General features: G+C 61.8%; 15 protein-coding genes. 11 read left to right on the top strand and 4 right to left on the bottom strand.

All coding sequences use genetic code 11. From position 1 onward, the window contains the following. Positions 1–7 precede the first annotated feature (7 nt). The 4 genes from ACT6VE_RS22560 (at position 8) to ACT6VE_RS22545 (ending at position 3,617) form a co-directional block, all read left to right on the top strand. Positions 8–526 (top strand): flagellar basal body-associated FliL family protein, encoded by a 519-nt coding sequence (locus tag ACT6VE_RS22560; RefSeq protein WP_444800663.1) that lies wholly within the window; start codon positions 8–10, stop codon positions 524–526. Further along, the gene (gene fliP, locus ACT6VE_RS22555; RefSeq protein ID WP_444800662.1) at positions 523–1,269 is read left to right on the top strand and encodes a flagellar type III secretion system pore protein FliP; all 747 of its coding nucleotides are present in this window, start codon (positions 523–525) and stop codon (positions 1,267–1,269) included. Before ACT6VE_RS22560 ends, fliP begins: the two co-directional genes overlap by 4 nt. A gap of 239 nt (positions 1,270–1,508) precedes the next feature. Beyond that, on the top strand, positions 1,509–2,393 hold the full coding sequence (locus tag ACT6VE_RS22550; RefSeq protein ID WP_444800661.1) for a flagellin N-terminal helical domain-containing protein: 885 nt from the start codon (positions 1,509–1,511) through the stop codon (positions 2,391–2,393). A 258-nt stretch (positions 2,394–2,651) separates the two neighbouring features. Beyond that, the gene (locus tag ACT6VE_RS22545) at positions 2,652–3,617 is read left to right on the top strand and encodes a flagellin N-terminal helical domain-containing protein (RefSeq protein WP_444800660.1); all 966 of its coding nucleotides are present in this window, start codon (positions 2,652–2,654) and stop codon (positions 3,615–3,617) included. Positions 3,618–3,699: 82 nt separating this feature from the next. On the opposite strand, the gene glf is transcribed toward ACT6VE_RS22545, so the two are convergent. From glf to ACT6VE_RS22525, 4 genes are all read right to left on the bottom strand, one after another. Continuing rightward, on the bottom strand, positions 3,700–4,857 hold the full coding sequence (glf, locus tag ACT6VE_RS22540; RefSeq protein ID WP_444800659.1) for a UDP-galactopyranose mutase: 1,158 nt from the start codon (positions 4,855–4,857) through the stop codon (positions 3,700–3,702). 30 nt (positions 4,858–4,887) lie between these two features. After that, positions 4,888–6,171, bottom strand: coding sequence for a hypothetical protein (locus ACT6VE_RS22535; protein WP_444800658.1), 1,284 nt, complete (start codon positions 6,169–6,171; stop codon positions 4,888–4,890). Between the two features lie 56 nt (positions 6,172–6,227). Beyond that, a complete protein-coding gene (locus ACT6VE_RS22530) occupies positions 6,228–8,273 on the bottom strand; it encodes an O-linked N-acetylglucosamine transferase, SPINDLY family protein (RefSeq protein WP_444800657.1) in 2,046 nt (681 codons plus the stop codon). A gap of 179 nt (positions 8,274–8,452) precedes the next feature. Then, positions 8,453–11,884: a beta strand repeat-containing protein gene (locus ACT6VE_RS22525; RefSeq protein WP_444800656.1), complete on the bottom strand. Its 3,432-nt coding sequence runs from the start codon at positions 11,882–11,884 to the stop codon at positions 8,453–8,455. A gap of 703 nt (positions 11,885–12,587) precedes the next feature. Between ACT6VE_RS22525 and ACT6VE_RS22520 the strand changes: the two genes are divergently transcribed. The 7 genes from ACT6VE_RS22520 (at position 12,588) to rem (ending at position 20,113) form a co-directional block, all read left to right on the top strand. After that, complete coding sequence (locus ACT6VE_RS22520) at positions 12,588–13,547, top strand: flagellin N-terminal helical domain-containing protein (protein WP_444800655.1); 960 nt, start codon at positions 12,588–12,590, stop codon at positions 13,545–13,547. Between the two features lie 311 nt (positions 13,548–13,858). Further along, positions 13,859–14,512, top strand: coding sequence for a hypothetical protein (locus tag ACT6VE_RS22515; RefSeq protein ID WP_444800654.1), 654 nt, complete (start codon positions 13,859–13,861; stop codon positions 14,510–14,512). Then, positions 14,509–15,678 (top strand): flagellar motor protein MotB, encoded by a 1,170-nt coding sequence (locus ACT6VE_RS22510; protein WP_444800653.1) that lies wholly within the window; start codon positions 14,509–14,511, stop codon positions 15,676–15,678. Before ACT6VE_RS22515 ends, ACT6VE_RS22510 begins: the two co-directional genes overlap by 4 nt. A 10-nt stretch (positions 15,679–15,688) precedes the next feature. Further along, positions 15,689–17,005 (top strand): chemotaxis protein MotC, encoded by a 1,317-nt coding sequence (gene motC / locus ACT6VE_RS22505; protein ID WP_444800715.1) that lies wholly within the window; start codon positions 15,689–15,691, stop codon positions 17,003–17,005. Next, positions 17,002–18,657, top strand: coding sequence for a flagellar hook-length control protein FliK (fliK, locus tag ACT6VE_RS22500; protein ID WP_444800652.1), 1,656 nt, complete (start codon positions 17,002–17,004; stop codon positions 18,655–18,657). The genes motC and fliK overlap by 4 nt, the downstream gene beginning before the upstream one ends. After that, on the top strand, positions 18,581–19,159 hold the full coding sequence (locus tag ACT6VE_RS22495) for a transglycosylase SLT domain-containing protein (RefSeq protein ID WP_444800651.1): 579 nt from the start codon (positions 18,581–18,583) through the stop codon (positions 19,157–19,159). Before fliK ends, ACT6VE_RS22495 begins: the two co-directional genes overlap by 77 nt. A gap of 279 nt (positions 19,160–19,438) precedes the next feature. Then, entirely contained in the window at positions 19,439–20,113 is a 675-nt protein-coding gene (gene rem, locus ACT6VE_RS22490; RefSeq protein ID WP_069059944.1) for a transcriptional activator Rem, read from the top strand. The last annotated feature ends 1 nt before the right edge of the window (position 20,114 follow it).

The raw sequence follows: 20,114 nt of genomic DNA, 5'->3' as shown, positions 1-20,114 counted from the left end.
GAAGCACATGGCGGAACAAGAACAGGGCGACGTCCCGGAGAAGAAGAAGCCGACACTGGTCATCACCATCGCGGCCATCGCCGTGCTGACGCTGCTTGCCGGTGGCGGCGGCTGGCTCGTCGGCAACGTGCTTGCACCACCTCCCGCCGAAAAGCCGACGGAGGAGGTGGCGAAGGCCGAACCCGAGGGCGGCGCTGCGGAAGGCGAGACGGGGCAGGAAGTGCCCCACATCTCCACCGAGGCAAACGGCATCGTGCTGCTCGATCCGATTACCAGCAACCTTGCCTACCCGTCCGACAACCGCGTCCGTCTCGAAGTCGCACTCATGTTCAAGGGCGCGCCGGACGTCGCACTCGCCGAAGAAATCCACCAGGATATCCTGGCCTACATGCGCACGGTCTCCCTCCAGCAGGTTCAGGGACCGCGCGGTTTCCAATATCTCAGGGAAGACCTGCAGGAGCGGGTTGACCTCAGGTCGGAAGGGCGCGTAACCAACGTCATGTTCCGGACCTTTGTGATCGAATGATTCGTGCCCTTCTGACCTTCGTTGCCATGATGGCGATGACCGGTATGGCCTACGCCCAGCAGCAGTTGCAGCTGCCGGACGGGCTTCTCAACGGGCAAATTGACGGTTCGGCCGCCTCCTGGATCATCCGCACCTTCGGGCTTCTGACGATCCTTTCTGTCGCGCCCGGCATCCTCATCATGGTGACGAGCTTTCCGCGCTTCGTCATTGCGTTCTCGATCCTGCGCTCCGGCATGGGGCTTGCCACCACGCCGTCCAACATGATTCTCGTGTCGCTCGCGCTGTTCATGACCTTCTACGTCATGGCGCCGACCTTCGACCGTGCCTGGCAAAATGGCGTCGAGCCGCTGATCGCCAACCAGATCGATGAAACGGAAGCCGCCAAGCGCATTGCCGAGCCGTTCCGCGAATTCATGGTGGCCAATACCCGCGACAAGGACATCGAGCTCTTCATCTCGCTTGCCGAGGAGCGCGGCCAGACGGTCGTGCAAGACAATGTCGCGGACCTGCGCGTCGTCATCCCGGCTTTCATGATTTCGGAAATCCGCCGCGGCTTCGAAATCGGCTTCCTGGTTGTTCTGCCCTTCCTCGTCATCGACATGATCGTTGCTACCATCACCATGGCCATGGGCATGATGATGCTGCCACCGACCTCGATTTCGCTGCCCTTCAAGATCCTGTTCTTCGTGCTCATCGATGGCTGGAATCTGCTCGTCGGCAGCCTCGTGCGATCCTTCAGTTAGACCCTCTTAACCATACAGATTTACCCGTCGTTCACCCTGTTTCCCAGTGGTTTGCGCCCCCTTGCCCGATTTAAGAAGTTGGCAAGGATTGGCTGCGAGGTTTGGGGTCACACGACGGGTTTGGTATCCCTTCAGGTCTCTGGAGAAACCGAGTTGGCATGACGCCGAACCGCCGTAACCGGTAAGTCTTTCAGTCCGGTATGTCCCCCATCAGTATTTAGTTCAAAGGGACAACTAGAATGTCGAGCATTCTCACCAACACCTCTGCCATGTCAGCTCTCCAGACGCTGCGCACGATCAACAACGACATGGAAACGACGCAGGGCCGCATTTCGTCCGGCCAGCGCGTTGGCGCGGCCAAGGACAACGCTGCCTACTGGTCGATCGCGACCACCATGCGTTCCGACAATGCAGCCCTTTCCGCTGTTCAGGACGCTCTCGGCCTCGGCGCTGCCAAGGTTGACGTTGCCTACGGTGGTGTCGAAGCTGCCATCGACGTCGTCAAGACGCTGAAGCAGAAGCTCGTCACCGCGACCGAGCAGGGCGTTGACAAGGTCAAGGTCCAGGAAGAAATCACCCAGCTCCAGGACCAGCTGAAGAGCATCGGCGCTTCCGCCACGTTCAACGGCGAAAACTGGCTGGCCGGCGGCTCCGCCGAAACCACGGTTGTCACCGGCTTCGTGCGCGGCGACGACGGCACGGTCAAGGTCACGACGGCAACCTACGACTCGGCTGCAAATGCCCTGTTCGGCGCCTATGACTCGAGCACCGGCGAAGTCGACGACAGCACGGGCTACCTGGCTGACACGCTCGCTATCGAGCTGACCGACGCCACGACGGACGCTGAAGTTGCAGGCCACCTCGACACGATCGAAACCGCTCTGACCAACCTCACCAAGGCTGGTTCGAACCTCGGCTCGCTCTCCATGCGCATCGGCCTGCAGGAAGACTTCGCTTCGAAGCTGACTTCGGCCCTCGACAAGGGTATCGGCCGCCTGGTCGATGCCGACATGAACGAGGAATCGACCCGCCTGAAGGCTCTGCAGACCCAGCAGCAGCTTGCCATCCAGTCGCTGTCGATCGCGAACTCCAACTCGCAGAACATCCTCTCGCTCTTCCGTTAATAAACGGACGGGAAAACGCGCGGAGGCTGACCCGCGCCAGACCCCAAAAGAAAGGCCGCACCCGGCGACGGGTGCGGCCTTTTTTTATTTTTATTCGGCGAGAAAGAATTCCTTAACTTTATTGCGGTTTTCTGGGGACATCGAAACGGTGGGTTAACCAAAAAACTTAACCGGTTAGCAGGCATGATGCTGACCACCGTTCCCCGGTAATATCCGGAATGCCCTTCCTCAGTCAGCCATTCAAGGGGCACTTTTAACATGACCAGCATTCTGACCAACGTCGCGGCAATGTCCGCGCTCAATACCCTGCGCTCTATCGGCAGCGCCATGGAAACCACGCAGGGCCGCGTATCGTCCGGCATGCGCGTCGGTGAAGCCGCCGACAACGCCGCTTATTGGTCGATCGCTACCACCATGCGCTCCGATAACATGGCGCTTTCCGCCGTTCAGGACGCCCTCGGCCTCGGCGCCGCCAAGGTAGACACCGCCTATGCCGGTATGGAAGCCGCCATCGACGTCGTGAAGGAAATGAAGAAGAAGGTGACTGCGGCGACCGAACAGGGCGTCGACAAGGCCAAGGTTCAGGAAGAAATCACGCAGCTCCAGCAGCAGCTGGTTTCCATCGCCTCCGGCGCAGCCTTCAACGGCCAGAACTGGCTCGTCTTCGACAGCACCGCTGCTGACGTCGTTGCCGACAAGACGATCGTTTCGGGCTTCGTTCGCGACGCTGGCGGCACGGTCAAGGTCAACACCACGGTCTACACGCTGGACGAATTGTCTGCCGATGGCCAGAACGTCCTGTTCGGCACGGTCGACACGGCTGATCACCTCCAGAGCGCCGGCGGTATCCTCGGCACGTCTGGTGACGACATCGACCCGACCGCCAACGCCTACACCATCACCGACACGGTCGTGACGCTCGACATCTCCGACTTCACCGACGCCGAGATGGGCGAAGCCCTCAACCTGACGGAAGCTGCGATCCAGCTGATGACCAAGGCTGCTTCGCAGCTCGGCTCGATCTCCATGCGCATCGACCTGCAGGAAGACTTCGCTTCCAAGCTCATCGACGCCATCGACAGCGGCATCGGTCGCCTCGTCGACGCCGACATGAACGAAGAATCGACCCGCCTCAAGGCCCTGCAGACCCAGCAGCAGCTCGGTATCCAGGCCCTGTCGATCGCCAACTCCTCGGCCGAAGGCATCCTCACGCTCTTCCGTTAATCGGAAGAAGAGGCCTAAACGCTTCGCATTATTCAGGAGGCCCCGGTTTTGCCGGGGCCTTCGTCGTTTGTGGGCAGGCGCCTTAAAGCGGCGCGTGCAGGAAAGTCGACATTGCAGCATTCTCTGCCTTCCGGGCGAGATAGAGCCTGGCCGTATCGAGCGCCTCGCGGATGGTCACGTCCATGTCGAGATAGCGGTATGTGCCCAGTCGCCCGACGAAGGTGACGCCGCTTTCCTCTTCGGCTCGGGCGACATACTCGGTGAGCTGCGCCTTCTCCTCGACCAGCCGGATCGGGTAGTAGGGAATGTCCTGCGGCTCGCAGGCGCGCGAGAACTCGCGGTAGCAGACGGAACCGGCATGTTCTTCCCACGGCGAGAAATGCTTGTGCTCGGTAATCCGGGTATAGGGCACCGAGACGTCGCCATAGTTCATCACCGCACAGCCCTGGTAGTCGCCGTCATGGGTGAAGCGCTCGAAATCGAGCGTGCGATAGCCGAGCCGGCCAAGCTCGTAGTCGAAATAGCCGTCGAGCGGTCCGGAATAGAAGACGTGGGCGAAGCCCTCCGCGTCGTCCCGGTTGAACACGGTGTCCAGCGTGACCTTGATGTTGGGATGATCGAGGATGCGCTCGATCATGTCCGTATAGCCGTTTTCCGGCATGCCCTGGTATTTGTGGAAGAAGTAGTTGTCGTCGTAGTTGAAGCGCACCGGCAGACGCTTGAGGATCGATGCCGGAAGTGCTGTCGGCGAGCAGCCCCATTGCTTCTGGGTATAGCCCTTGAAGAAGGCCTCATAGAGGTCGTTCCCGACGAAGCGCAGCGCCTGCTCCTCGAAGGTCTGCGGATCCGTGATCGTCCTGTCCGCCTGCTCTTCGAGGAAGGTGCGGGCCTCGTCCGGCCGGAAGGTCTTGCCAAAGAACTGGTTGATCGTGTGCAGGTTGACTGGCAGCGAATAGACCTGGCCGCCGCTCGTCGTCTTCACGCGGTTCTTGTAGGGCATGAAGGTCGTAAAGCCGTTCACATAGTCCCAGACCTCGGTGTCATCGGTATGGAAGATGTGCGGGCCGTAGATGTGCACCATCACGCCGGTCGCTTCGTCCCGCTCCGTATGGCAGTTGCCGGCAATGTGGCTGCGCGAATCGATGATCTCGACCTTGTAGCCCTCCTGCGCGAGCTCGCGGCCGATGACGGCGCCGGAAAGCCCGGCGCCCACGATGAGGATTTTCTCTTTCACACCCATGCCAATCTGTCCTGAATTGAACCTGTCGCGTCAGCCTGCAGCCCGCAGCCGTGGTGCATCCGCCGGAAACAGCCGGTCGCGCATCAAAACCTCGTAGCCCTCGATCAGCGCCGTCGGATCCCAGCCGCGCTCCTGCGGGCCAAAGCTCAGATGGCTGACCATGAAATCGGAATAGATCGCGGACGGCCGGTCCAGGAAAGTCGGTACGCCGATGGTGAGGGCGTGCTCGTCGTCGCCCTGCGGCAGCGCCATGTGACGCAGGTCGCGCCCGAGCCAGGCGATGAAGTTGATCGACTGCCGTTCGGTCCAGTCGACAACGGGTTCGGGGAGGGGAAGGGCCGCGCCGCCGGTGCCGAGGAAGAAGGCGTGCAACTGGGTCGCGCGTTCCGCGCTCTCCCAGAGGGTGCCGCCAAAACCGCCCGGTGGGCGTTCGAAATCGCCGACGCTTGCCGGAATGGAGCCTGCCTGCTGCTGGAAGTAGGCGCAGACGCCATTGTTCACGACGTTTGCCGACACGACGAAGTAGTGCGGGTTGGCGCGGCGGAACTGGATGAAGCCGTCCAGCTTGTCGATGTCGAGATAGACGATGTCATCATCGCACTTCAGGAACACTGCGTCGGAGAAGGCGTCGATCCGTGTCGCGTAATATTCGTAGGCCTGGAAGTAGGGCAGCTGCTCCCGCGGATTGCCGATGTAGCGCCGGGTCCGGGCGTTGACGTTGCAAAGTTCCAGATCGGCGCCCCAGCCGCCGCGAATGAGAACCGAAGCGCCGCCGCTGATGTTCAGCTCCGGCCACGTACCGATCGTCGCATCGTTGATTCGCAGCGTCGGCACACCGGCCGAATCGATCATCAGCACGACCTCATTGGGCTGTCCCGGGGAGAGGGCGCCCGGCGTCGGCTTGGTCCAGAGGTTGGCCTGGTTGTCCCGGTCGAAATTCTGGAGTTGGTCGCGGGTGATCTTGCGCAGGGCGGAATGGGTGTTTTTCCAGCCGCCGACCACGATTTCGTAGCACTCCTGAGGCCGATCGTTCGGAACGATCGCGATGTGCAGGTCATGCTTGATTCGTGCGCTCGAGCGGAAGGACGCTTGGGGCGTGACGGTACCGGCCGTCTGATACGGTACCTTCGAGCCCATGTAGCGGGCGGGGCCGAACTCCCGCGCTACCCAGGCCTGATCCTCGTCCGCGCGGGTAAAATCCCAGACGTGCCACTCGTCGATGATCCCGAGGCCCAACGCCCGCCGGACGTACTGGGTCAGGATTTCCATCCGTTTCTGCCGTCCGGCAAAGGTCACCAGGATAACTGGGGTCATGCTGTCCTCGTCATTCAGAATTGTCGATCGCTGCAAGGCTGTCGTCTGCCGGTTGGTTATCCAGCGGAGGTCCAGAGGCGGGCATCGGGTGAAAGCGGTGCGAAGTCGTTCAGGGTGGAAAGCTGCGCGCGGTAGCGCTGCCGGTAGGCCTGGTCGTCTTCGAAATCGATATTCGCGGCTGCAAGCTCGGCGCCCACTTCGTAGTAGAGGTCGAGGTTGCGCAGATCCGGAACGGGCGTCTCGCCGCGTTCTGCCTCGCCCTGCATCTGCCAGAACAACTCTTCGAGCCGGCGGGCGAGTGCGGGCATGTCGCGCAGTGCGCAGGTTTCTCGTTGTTGCTGGAGGGTTTCCTTGACCGCGGCAAGACGGGCCGGGTCCTTCGCGAAAACGACGGCCTGGCGGACATAATCGTCCGGGCTCTTGCAGACGAGTTCGGGAATGCCCGCCGCCACGACGATGCTGGCGCAGAAGCGCGACGCAAAGCTCTTGCCGGCGACAGTCAGCACCGGCAGGCCCTGCGTGATGGCATCGGCGGCGGTGGAATGTGCGCCGTAGGGGAACGTGTCGAGGAACAGGTCGGCAAGGCCGATGCGGGCGAGGTGATCCGGGTTCTGGGTTTTTCCCGCGAAGATCAGTCGCTCCGGCGCGACGCCGGCCTGTTCGGCCATCTGCTTGACACGCTCGTTGACGCTGTCATCGCCAACCAGCAGCCACAGCACGCTGCCTGGCGTCGCGGTGAGGATGGCCATCCAGCGGGCAAAGCAGTTGGCGGTGATCTTCTGCATGCCGTTGAAGCTTGCAAAGACGAAGGCGTCTTCCGGCAGGCCGACCGACGCCCGGGTCGGACGCGGATTGACGGTGCGCTTGCGGTCCACCGGCTGGTTGCAGGGAATGCGAAGCACCTTCTCGGTATAATACAGCTCGTTTTCCGGCGGCACGATCTGTTCGTCGGCGATCATGTACTGGTGATACGGGCTCGCCATCGTTCCGGGATAACCGCAGAAGTTCACGATGACCGGGGCCGGGCGATAAGCGAAAATTTTCGTGCGGGCGTGCTTGGTGTAACCGTTGACGTCGATCAGCACGTCGATCTCGTCGGCGACGATCTGGCGGGCCGCGTCGACATCGCTCAACTTGGTGATGTCGCACCAATGGTCGACCGCCAGCTTGATTCGCGCCTGCGTCTGGTCGATGAGAACCGGCTCGCCGCAATAGTAGGCGAAGATCTCGACATTGGACTTGTCGTGCAGTTCGAGCAGCTCACTCAGCGCAAAGCCGACGGCATGCTGGCGCAGGTCCGAGGAAACGTACCCGACGCGCAGGCGCTGGCCGGTTCCGCTCTTGTGGCGCACCGGCTTGCGCACGAAGCCCTTGAAATCGGCAGGTCGGCCGACGGTCGCCTGGCAATAGCGGTGGGCCTTGGCCATGTGGAAAAGGGGATCGTCCGTGTAGCAGGCGATCGTCATGGACGACATCGCGTCCATGAACTGGCGCGACGTGATATGGGTGGACGGTGCGACGACCGGCCACTTGCACTGGCGCATGCGGAGCGAAATCCAGTGCTGGGCGGCCTCGGTGCGCGTGGGTTGCAGCTCCATCGCCTGCCAGAGGGCGGCTTCCGCCTCTTCGAGCTTGCCGGTGGCTTCCAGAACGCGGCCGATATGCTGGAGGCTCAGCAGGCGGTTGTTGATCTTGTCGGGTGTTACGTCCGCTGTCGCGTCCGCAAAGGTGCGCCATTGCTGGACGGCCTGTCCCGTCAGGCCGCAATCCTCCAGCGTCCGCCCGAGATTGATATGGGCCTGGCCGAATTGCGGGCTGATCCGGATCGCTGCGCGCAAGGCGTGGATCGTGGCTGCCGTATCCCCTGCCTTCGAAAGCGAAACCGCGAAGTTGAAGTAGGCGAGGTGCAGCAGCGGATTGGTGTCGTTGAAGGCGATCCAGGTCTTGTAGAGCTCGATCGCCGGCAGGGTGGCGCCGCCAGCTGCAAGCGCTTCCGCAGTCTGGAACAGCTCGGCAAGCGAGAGCTGCTGGTTGCGGGCGCGTCCGAGCAGGTTGAGGAGCGGCGCGTTCGGATCAGGAACGATGGGGGTGCTGACAGTCATGGACATCCTGCGGCAAGAGGCCTGCTGGCCGGGCTGTTGAACGACTCGAAAAGGAGCTCGTTTGCCTTGCTATCGGAGTTGTCTTGCGTCGGGCTGATCGTTTTTCGCGCGCCGGTTCCAAAAAGAAAAAGCGGCGCGGTGTGAACCGCGCCGCCTGTTTTCGGGATCGACCGTCTGGATCAGACGTCGTTGTAGGCTGCGATGATCGCTTCGACCTGCGAGCTGTTCAGGGCACCGATCTGAGTGGAGGTAAAGGCCCGAGCCTGTTCCGAGCTCAGGGCACCGATGTCGTCGGTGGAGAGGCCCGGAAGTGCCTTGACGTTGATCGCGGCGATCTCGTCCGACGTGAAGGTCGCGATCTCGTCGGAGTCCATCGCATCGAGTGCGGCGGAGCTGAGGGCTGCGATCTGCGTGCTCGTCAGAGCCGTGATCTGATCGGATGTCAGGGTCGCGATCTGAACCGTGCTGAGCGCCGAGATCTGGGTGCTCGTCAGGGCTGCGATCTGATCGCTGTCGAGCGACGAGATTGCGTCGGTCGTGAGCGCTTCGATCTGCTTGGCCGTCAGGGCGACGATGTTGTCGCTCGACAGACCGTCAACCTGGTCGGAGGAGAGAACGCCGATCTGTGCCGTTGTCAGTGAGGCAAGCTGAGCGGTGTTCAGGGCGCCGATCTGGTCGCTGCTGAGGAAGGACACGATGTCGGTCGACAGGCCGGCCAGAACCTTGGCGCTGATGGCGGCGACTTCGTCGGACGAGAAGGTACCGATCTCGTCAGAGCTCATCGTGCCGAGCGCTGCGGCGCTGAGGGCTGCGATCTGCGTGCTCGTCAGGGCGTCGACCTGGTCCGAAGTCAGGGTTGCGACCTGTGCGGTGGTCAGGGCGGCAACCTGCTTGGAGGTCAGGGCTGCGACCTGGTCACTTTCCAGCGATGCGATCGCATCGGTGGTCAGAACTGCGACCTGGGTGGCCGTGAGGGCCTTGACCTGGTCGGAGCTGAGGCCGTCGAGCTGATCGGAGGTCAGGGTTGCGACCTGTGCGGTGGTGAGCGCGGCTACCTGGGCAGAGCTCAGGGCTGCGATCTGATCGCTTGCGAAGTTCCCGATTGCCGCGGTGGACAGGGCAGCCAGGACCTTGGTGCTGATGGCGGCGATTTCATCCGAGGTGAACTTACCCAGTTCTTCGGAGGTCATCGTGCCGAGTGCCGAGGCGCTGAGGGCGGCGATCTGTACGCTGTCGAGGGCTTCGACCTGGTCGGAAGTCAGCGAGTCGATCTGGGCAGAAGTGAAGGATGCGACCTGCTTTGCCGTGAGGGCGGCGATCTGGACACTGTCGAGCGATGAGATGGCATCGGTCGTGAGCGCTTCGATCTGCTTGGCCGTCAGGGCGACGATGTTGGCGCTGGTCAGACCATCGACCTGATCGGACGTCAGGACGCCGACCTGGGCTGCGGTCAGGGCTGCGACCTGCTTGCTGCTGAGAGCGGCAATCTTGTCGCTGTCGAGGTTGGCGATGGCATCGGTCGAGAGAGCAGACAGAACCTTGGTGGAGATGGCTGCGACTTCATCGGACGTGAAGGTCGCGATCTCGTCGGAGGACATCGTGTTCAGTGCTGCGGCACTGAGGGCTGCGATCTGCGTGCTGCTCAGAGCCTGGACCTGGTCGGAGGTCAGGGCGTCGACCTGGGCAGAGGAGAGGGCAGCGACCTGCTTGGCCGTCAGGGCGGCAACCTGGTCGCTTTCGAGCGATGCGACAGCATCGGTCGTGAGCGCCGTGATCTGCTTGGCGGTCAGGGCAACGATGTTGTCGGACGACAGGCCGTCGAGCTGATCGGAGGTCAGAACACCGATCTGGGCGTTGGTGAGGGCAGCAACCTGCTTGGAGGTCAGGGCTGCGATCTTGTCGCTGTCGAAGTTGGCGATCGTGTCGGTGGAGAGGCTCGACAGGACCTTGGTGGAGATGGCGGCGACTTCGTCAGACGAGAAGGTCGCGATCTCGTCGGAGGACATCGTGTCGAGCGCCACGGCACCGAGGGCCGCGATCTGCGTGCTGGTCAGGGCCTGGACCTGATCCGAGGTCAGGGCGTCGACCTGGCCGGTCGTCATTGCGGCAACCTGCTTGGCCGTCAGGGCAGCAACCTGGTCGCTTTCGAGCGATGCGACGGCATCGGTCGTGAGCGCCGTGATCTGCTTGGCGGTCAGGGCAGTAATGTTGGTGGAGGACAGACCATCGAGCTGATCGGACGTGAGAACACCGATCTGGGCGTTGGTGAGCGCTGCGAGCTGCTTGCTGTTCAGGGCACCGATCTGTGCGCTGTCGAAGTTTGCGATCGTAGCGGTGGACAGGCTCGACAGAACCTTGGTGGAGATCGCGGCGACTTCGTCAGACGTGAAGGTTGCGATCTCGTCGGAGGACATCGTGCCGAGTGCTGCGGCGCTGAGGGCCGCGATCTGGACGCTGTCGAAGGCTTCGATCTGGTCGGACGTCAGGACGTCGACCTGGGCAGAGGAGAGAGCTGCGACCTGCTTGGCCGTCAGAGCAGCGATCTGGTCGCTGTCGAACGATGTCAGCGCCTCGGTCGTCAGCGCCGTGATCTGCTTGGCGGTCAGGGCGGCGACGTTGCCGGAGGACAGGCCGTCGATCTGGTCGGAGGAGAGCACGCCGATCTGGGCGTTGGTGAGAGCAGCAACCTGCTTGGAGGTCAGGGCGGCAATCTTGTCGCTGTCGAGGTTTGCGATGGTCGCCGTCGAGAGGCTCGAAAGAACCTTGGTGGAGATGGCTGCAATTTCATCCGAGGAGAAGGTTGCGATCTCTTCCGAGGTCATCGTGCCGAGTGCTTCGGCGCTCAGCGCTGCGATCTGGGTGCTGCTCAGAGCGGCAACCTGGTCGGAGTCGAGGATGGCGACCTGGGCGGTCGAGAAGGCAGCGATCTGCTTGGCGTTCAGGGCGCCGATCTGGTCGCTGTCGAGCGATGCGATGGCATCGGTCGTGAGCGCCGTGATCTGCTTGGCGGTGAGAGCGCCAACCTGGCTGCTCGTCAGGCCGTCTACCTGTTCGGAGGTCAGAACGGCGACCTGGGCGTTGGTCAGCGAAGCAACCTGCTTGGCGCTGAGGGCGCCGATCTGGTCGCTGTTGAAGTTTGCGATGGCGGCGGTGGAGAGGCTTGCCAGAACCTTGGTAGAGATGGCGGCGACTTCATCCGAGGTGAAGGTCCCGATTTCGTCCGAGGTCATCGTGCCGAGCGCGGCAGCGCTGAGGGCTGCGATCTGCGAGCTCGACAGAGCATCGACCTGATCGGAATTCAGCTGGCTGATCTGCGCCGTGCTGAGCGCGTTCATCTGCGAAGAGGTGAGACCGGCGATGTTGCTGGAGCCCAGCGCATCCATCTGCGAAAGGGTGAGACCGGTGATGGCGGCCGCCGTGACGGCGCTGATCTGGGTCGAGGAGAAGGCCGCGAGGTCTTCGGTCTCGAAAGCCGAGATCTGCGTCGAGTTCAGCGCCTTGATCTGCGTGCTCGTGAGAGCTGCGACGTCGGTTGTGGTGAGGTTTGCAATCGCGGTCGACGAGAGCGACCGGATCTGGTTGATAGAAAGAGATGTGACGATTGAAGTCATGAACGCGCCCTTGATGGTTGGCTGACCACAAACGTCATTGCCCTGCGAGTCGCAGCGCAGAAGGCCTGTTCGGCGCCTCTACGGCATACTCAGCATGTCCTGCGCTTGCTGCAGCGTTGGACGTCCCCCCGGACCCCTCATTGACTTCGCAATTCGGGTGTCCTTGCGGACGATAACTTGTTTTCATGGAACATGACTCGAACGAGCCAGCGTATCGGAAGGGCATCATGCTTACAGAGCCAGAAGGCGGCTCCGATCCCCACGCCAGTGGTTGCAAGCCCTACACGGGTAGAATTCTTACAACTAAGCAAAGTTCTAAGCAGGAACTTCTAATAATGAGTTAATGAGATGCAACACATCCTTGCAATTGCAAATTCGGCCTGCCCTGAAACGGAACGCTCGGTTGCCAAAATCGCACGGTATCGTGCCACTTGCAGGCAGGGCTCGTCGTGTTTTTGGCGCGGAAAGGTTGAAATCCGTAAAATCTGGCCATCGTCCGTTTACGCTTTTTTCATTTTCCTTTCCAAATCCTTAACGGCGTTAACCATTTGTTAACCATTGGCCGTTAACCAATCATTAAGAACGATGGACTGACGCCCAGGGCAAACGAGCGGCGTCGGTTGCATGAAGCCTCCCATCGTTACCGGTCCCCCGCCTTTACTCCGGCATGTCCCCGACAATCACTTATTCAGGGCAAATGCCAATGACCAGCATCTTGACCAACTCCGCCGCTATGGCCGCGTTGCAGACACTCCGTTCGATCGATAGCAGCCTCCAGACGACGCAGGCGCGCGTCTCCTCCGGCATGCGCGTCGAAACCGCCGCCGACAACGCCGCCTACTGGTCGATCGCGACCACCATGCGCTCAGACAACCGCGCCATCTCCACCGTCGCAGATGCGCTCGGCCTCGGTGCCGCGAAGGTCGATACCGCCTATACCGCCTTGGAAAGCGTCATCGAAGTGATGAGCGAGATCAAGGCGAAGCTTGTCGCCGCGCGCGAGCCGGGCGTCGACAAGACCAAGATCAACGACGAAATCAAGGAGCTGAAGAACCAGCTCATCTCGGCTGCCCAGTCGGCCTCGTTCTCCGGCGAGAACTGGCTTTACAATACGGGCGACGATGCACTCGGCATAAAATCCGTCGTCGCCTCCTTCGTGCGCAGCGCTGACGGCAACGTCAAGGTCACCACGCTCGACTTCGATACAGCGAACTCTGTGCTGATCGACATCGAGACGCCGGAGCAGGGTTACCTCACCAAGCCTATCGACCTTGCCGACGTCATGCCGGATCCGCCGGCCTTTGGTCCGTACTCCATCATCGACATGGACGATCCCGAAGCCGATGGCGTCGTCCAACTCAAGACCGATACGAGCTACGAAGAAATCGACGGCATGATCAGCGTCACGGATTTCGTCCTCAAGGACCTGACGAACGCCGCCTCCACGCTCGGCGCCATCACGAGGCGCATCGATATGCAGGAGAGCTTCGTCGCCTCGCTTGGCGATGTGATCGACAAGGGCATCGGGCGTCTCGTCGATGCCGATATGAACGAGGAATCGACGCGGTTGAAGGCGCTGCAGACCCAGCAGCAACTGGGCATCCAGTCGCTCTCGATCGCCAATTCGAGCGCAGAAAACATCCTCCAGCTCTTCCGTCAGTAAGGGCATGGAGATCTCGCTTCCGCCCGGCCGTGGTCATCGGCCGAGGCGGGCGGTTGGGCCGCGCGATTTGCCCTGGCGCGGCCCAACACCTTTCATCTTCATCCTCGCACAAGTTTGAACCCCTAGGCTCAATGGCACGATCAGGAAGATTGTGTGCCTTTCGCCTTCCGGAAGGCTCGATGTCGAGGAGACAGGTCAGCGGTGTTGTCAGCTTCCAGTGTTTACGAGTGCGAGCGTCGAAACGGTCCGCGGGGTTCCCGTCGGATCCTGTTTGCGTTCACCCGGCACGTGGCAGGGCTGGAGGGCACGGCATGAGCGTGCAACTCGCCCGCTACCTCAAGGATTTCGGCGCACCGCCGCGCGCGAAGACGCCGACCTTCTCATCTCCGTCGTTCACGCAGAATGACGGCGGCGCCAAGGCCGAACCTTTCGCGATGCCGTTCGCAGAGCCGCAAGTCGATGTAGCGGCGGAGCGTGCCGAGGCATTTGCCGAAGGCCAGGCGGAAGCCGAAGCGGAGCTTGGCGCAAAACACGAGGCGGACATGACCGCCTTGAAGAATGCGCATCAGGCCGAGCTTGACGGGCTCAAGGCGCGATACGAACAGGATTACGCGGACGCACTGGCCGAAAGGTTCTCCGGACTGACCGCCGAGGTCGCCGATCTTGTCGCAGCCCAGGCCGCGCAGGTCCTGGCGCCGATCATGAGCCTTGTGCTTACCAAGGGTGCGGTTGCCGATCTCGCGCGCATGATCACGGAAGGTCTTGCGGGTGGTGAAGGTATTACGGTTACGGTGAAGGGGCCGGCAAACCTCTTCGAACAGTTGAAATCGCATTTCGAGGATACCATGCCGGTCTTCAAGCATGTCGAAATGCAGGATGTCGATCTGACGGTGGAGTTTAGCGAAACCGTCCTGGTAACGCGGATGGCGGCCTGGGCTGACACCGTACGCAAGGTGCTGGCATGAGCGACGGCGAAAATCATCACCACGGCAAGAACGAGATCATCATCGTCAAGCGACATGCCGAACATGAGGGTGACCATCATTCGGCCGCCTGGAAGATCGCCTATGCCGACTTCATGACGGCCATGATGGCGTTCTTCCTCGTGATGTGGCTCGTCAATGCCGCCAACGAGAAGACGCAGGCTTCCGTCGCTTCCTATTTCAACCCGATCAAGCTGACCGACGACAAGCCGGCCGACAAATCGGTGAAGAAGCCGGCCAACAGTGCCGAAGGCGAGGCGACGCAGGACAAGTCCAAGGAACAGGGCCAGCAGCAGGCGAGCGGCAACGGCGCGGAAAGCGGCAAGGACGAGAAGACCACCGCCGGCGAGGAAACCCAGTATTCCGAAGCCAATTTCTTCGAGAACCCCTATTCCGTGCTTTCCGAAATCGCACAGGAAGTCGGCCAGCAGGCGAATGTGAGCGCCAAGGGTGAGGGCGGTGCGGCCAATTCCGGCCCGTCCACCGGCGCTAGCGGCGGCGAAGCCTATCGCGATCCGTTCGACCCCGACTTCTGGACGCAGCAGGTCGATATCTCGCAGGCGACGAGCGCCGGCAGCGAAGGCAAGACCGTTCAGGAGGCGCTTGCCAAGGACGAGGCGGAAAAGGCCGAAGCCGCAAAGGTCGAGGCGGAACAGGCTGCGACCGAAGACGCCAAAGCCAAGGAGGGCAAGGAAGCGGACGAGCTGAAAAAGCAGATCAACAAGGAGATCGGCACGCTCGGCAAGCTCGCGGAAGGCCTGACGGTCACGCCGGCCGAAGGCGGTCTGCTCGTCAGCCTTACCGATCAGCTCGATACGCCCATGTTCAACATCGGTTCGGCCGTCCCCCAGCGCGACATGGTGCTGGCGATGGAGAAGATCGGCAAGATCCTAGGAAGCCGTCCGGGCGCCATCGCGATCCGTGGTCATACGGACGCCCGTCCATTCGCGGGTGGCAAGAACGACAACTGGCGGCTCTCGATGGACCGTGCGCAGAGCGCCTATTACATGCTGGTGCGCGGCGGCCTTGAAGAGAAGCGCGTGAGCCAGGTGACAGGCTTTGCTGATCGGCGCCTCAAGGTGCAGGACGATCCGATGGCGGACGCCAACCGCCGTATCGAAATCCTCATTCAGACGGAAGGTGGCTGACGCCATGGGTCTGTTGCGGCGCCTGCTTATGATGGGTACGGTCCTTTGCGGCATCGCTTCTGCCGTCGTACCCGCCTGCGCGGAGAATCTCGACGATCTCGCGCCCTACAAGATGATCCGTTCGCTGCAATATGTGCAGGACACGGTGGCGCTCGGCGACCATTCCGCAATGGAGATGCAGCGCTTTCTGCTGTCGACCATCGACGAGCGGTTTCGTACGGCGGACGCCGCGATTTTCGATGACCCGCGCAATGTGGATGCAGCGCTCATCTATGCCATGAGCGGCGGCAATCCGGAGACGCTGGAACTCCTCATAAAAAGGGATGTCGGCGGCCATTTCGATTCCCGCATCACCGATGCCCTGCGCAGTTATCTCGGCGGTCGCGGCAGCCAGAGTGTGAACTCGCTGGCCGAAATCTTTCCGGAATACAAGCGCGCGCGGGTCGGGCCCTACCTGGCGCTCGTTTCCGCCAACTCGGTCATCCGCAAGGATCCCGCCCTGGCGCTGACCTATTTCGACTGGGCGCGGCTTGTCGCACCCGGCACGATCGTCGAAGAGGCGGCGCTGCGCCGCTCCGTCTATGTGACGAGCGAGGCCGGCTGGATCGACAAGAGCATGGTCTATGCCAACCGCTACGCGCGGCGCTACCTGCGCTCGCCCTATGCCAGCCAGTTCGCCGACCTCTTCGTCAAGCTCGCCGTCGATCATTTCGAGGCGCTCAAGGAAGAGGATATTCTGGAGGTCCTGTCCTTCATGGATGTGCCGCGGCAGCGGGAAGTCTATCTGCGCATGGCGCGGCTCGCCGCGATCTCGGGCAAGAACAAACTCGCCTCGCTTGCCGCCGAACGCGCCCAGATGCTGTCCGAGGACGGGGAAAACGTGCCGAGGGTGCTGGCCGATCTCTATTCCGGTTTGGCCTCGGTTCCTTCCGGCGATGTCTCGTCTGCGATGGAATCCATCATCGCCATTCCGGATGACAAGCTTTCCGAAAAGGACCGCGCCTTGAAGGCTGCGGCCAAGGCGGTGGCCGAAGAGGTCCTGCGCGCACCACAGGCGTTGCTGGCTGAGACGGAGGCTGTCGCCGTGCCGGAACAGCCCGAAGACGCGTCCTATGCTGGCCTGAATGAGGCGGAAACGGCGGAACGGTCCATGGATCCGCAGGCAGGCGCGGAGGAGATCCCGGTCGCCACCGCTGCCGAGCCGGACAAGAAGAAGAAAGAGCAGACGGCAGAAGCGGGCATTGATCCGGCGTTCGATACATTCGTATCGAGTGGCCGGTCCAAACTCGACGAGATTGACGCGCTCTTGAAAGGAGAAGGCAGTTGAGCAACACCGCGAACGGAATTTTGGGCGCCGCGCCGCATCTGACGTCGGCAAAGAACAAGGCAGGACACGCGAAGACCGCGGAGACCGCTCCCAAAAATGGCGATTTCGCCAGCACCGTGGCAAACATTGCCGGACGTGGAGGCGAGGGCGGCCGCAAGGGCGCAAACCTCTCGGTCCCCGCCAGTGGCGCTGCGGCGCGCTCCATATCGGCCGAGCAGACCGGCGACACGCGGATCAGGACGTCGAATTCGAGCCTGCCCGCTATTGCTGAAGTGCTGCGCAGGGCTGGCGCCGAAAAGGCTGCCGATAAGGCCGCTGCCACGTCCGATGAGCTGGCCGGCTTAAAGGCCGCGCCCGGTGAGACCGTGCGTGGTGATGCCGTGCCCGGCGATGCTGTACCCGGTGAAAAGGCTGCGGCCGAAACCGGTGGGAAAGCTATCGGTGGGAAAGCGGATGCAGACAGCGGCACGAAGACCGCCGCGCAGGCTGCCGCGAGCCCTGATGCCGACCCAATCGCGAAAACAGACAGGGTCCTTGACGAGAAGCCCCTCGCATTCCGTGACCTTGCGGATAAGCCGGGTGAGAAACCGCGTGCCGAAACACAAGGCAGGATCAAGTCCGAGTCCGCTGACCTCAAATCCGACAACGCCGCGGATGCCGAAGCCAGCGCCGTACCGGATACCGGCAGCACGGTGGATGTCGGCAATCTGCTGGCGCTTCTAACCGCTCCGAATGCCGCCGCGCAGGTTGTGACCAATGGCCAGGCGGCCGCGGCTGCGATTGCGGCAGGTGGGCAGAATGGCGACGAGCAGCCGGATGGCGAGGTGAAGGGCCGGATCGATGCCCACGCCGACGTCTCCTCGGCATTGGCGGATGGAACGCATGCCGACGCTGCTGCCGTCGAGATGGCTGCAGCCAAGTCTGAATCGGATGCCGATCAGCTCTTTCGGCTTATCCGGGCCGACGGCAAGGGCCGCGACGTCGACATGAGCATTTCCGCCGATGGTGAACGCACGGCCGTTCGTGATGCCAATCCGACAGGCGCGAAGGGCGAGACGGTGACGGTGGTTGATGCACGGCGGTATATCGGCCTTGCCTCGACGGGTAACTCGGCCGCCGTGACGACGGCGCTCACGCAGGACCCGTCCTGGGCGGCGGCGCTCAGTTCGACCGGCAGCCTCCTCCAACCGCATGAGGCCATGACCGGCAAGGTCGTCAACACGCTGAAGATCCAGATGCACCCGATCGAACTCGGCCTCGTCACGGCGACGCTGAGGCTGCATGGCGACGAACTGACCGTCTCGCTGCAGGTGCAGACGGTCGAGGCCTACCGCCAGCTCAGCGACGACCAGGATGCCATGGTCAAGGCGCTGCGCGACCAGGGTTTCGCCGTCGATCAGGTCAGCGTCCAGTTTACCCCGGCCGACAGAAACTCGGGCACGCAGCAGGGCGACGGGCAGAGCCAGCAACAGCAGCCGCAGTTCTCCAGCCAGCCGCAGGCCCGCGAGGGTGGCAATGGCCGCCAGAGTGGCGAGGGGCAGGCAGCACGCAATTTCGCACGCGAGGAAGCATCCCATGAAGGCACCACGTCGGACAACGCTGCTGGCCTCGCTGGCAGCCAGTCTCTGCGTTCTGGCGGCGTCTACCTCTGACGCGAAAGCCGCCATCGGTAGCTGCGAGCGGGAAATTCTCGCTGCCGCGGCAAAATACGATATTCCTGCCGGGATCCTCTATTCGGTCGGCCTCACCGAGACCGGCCGCAAGGGCTCGTTGCAGCCCTATGCCATGAACATCGAAGGCAAGGCCTTCTTCGGCCAGGACCGACAGGATGCCCTGCAGGCCTTCGAGGCCGCGCGTGCCCGCGGTGCCAAGCTGATCGATCTTGGATGCATGCAGATCAACCACCACTTCCACGGCGACCAGTTCGCATCGCCGGCGGAGATGTTCGACCCACGCAAGAACGTCGAGTATGCGGCGGCGTTCCTGGCGCGTCTTCATGCCCGGCACGAAACCTGGACGATGGCTGTTGCACGGTATCATGCCGGGCCGAACAACGATCCAGCGCAAAAGCGGTATGTCTGCCGCGTGATCGCCAATTTGGTTGCAACCGGCTACGGAAGCTGGACTCAGAACGCGAAACAGTTCTGTCAATAATTCGACTAAAGGTTGAATTTTCTCCCTCAATGATCTGTGCCGCAATGTGGCAAGAATGCGCCATGATTTGGAGCAGCAAGGCAGGTCGTTAACCTTTGTTAACTTTTCCACCATAAAATTGTGGCAAGAGGCGATTAGTCCTACTATATGTAGATCAAATCGGCACGCAAATCTTAATCAATTGTTAAATTCCCCCAGTCACTTCCTCTAGTTGCCCGTGAATCGCCCGATTCGTACCACTGCCCGAACGAAACACCACACTGATTCGGAGGCGGACGAATGATCGTAGTGGTTGATGAGCGCGAGCTCGTAAAAGACGGCTATACTTCTCTATTTGGTCGCGAGGGCGTGCCCTCGACTGGGTTCGATCCCCGTGAATTCGGCGAGTGGGTCAACACCGCTGCCGATTCGGACATCGATGCGGTCGAGGCGTTCCTGATCGGTCAGGGCCAGCTCGGTATGGAGCTGCCCCGGGCCATCCGGGATCGCTCCCAGGCCCCGGTGATCGCGGTCAGCGATACACATTCTCTCGAAAACACCCTCGCGCTGTTTGACAGCGGCGTCGATGACGTCGTGCGCAAGCCGGTGCATCCCCGGGAAATTCTGGCCCGTGCGGCGGCCATCCGGCGTCGTCTGAAGGCGCTCACCAATTTCACCGAAATCGGCCCGATCCGTGTCTTCTCGGATGGTCGCGATCCGGAAATCAACGACGACGTCTTCCCGCTGCCGCGCCGCGAGCGCCGCATCCTGGAATACTTGGTCGCCAATCGCGGCCGCCGGCTTTCCAAGACCCAGATTTTCAATGCGATCTACGGGATCTTCGACGAGGACGTCGAGGAAAACGTCGTTGAAAGCCACATCAGCAAGCTGCGCAAGAAACTGCGCAAGAAGCTCGGTTTCGATCCGATCGATTCCAAGCGTTTCCTTGGCTACTGCATCGACTGGCAGAACTGAG

Source organism: Shinella sp., assembly GCF_052438155.1.
Taxonomy (GTDB): Bacteria; Pseudomonadota; Alphaproteobacteria; order Rhizobiales; family Rhizobiaceae; genus Shinella.
This window is presented reverse-complemented; position numbering and strand designations above follow the sequence as displayed.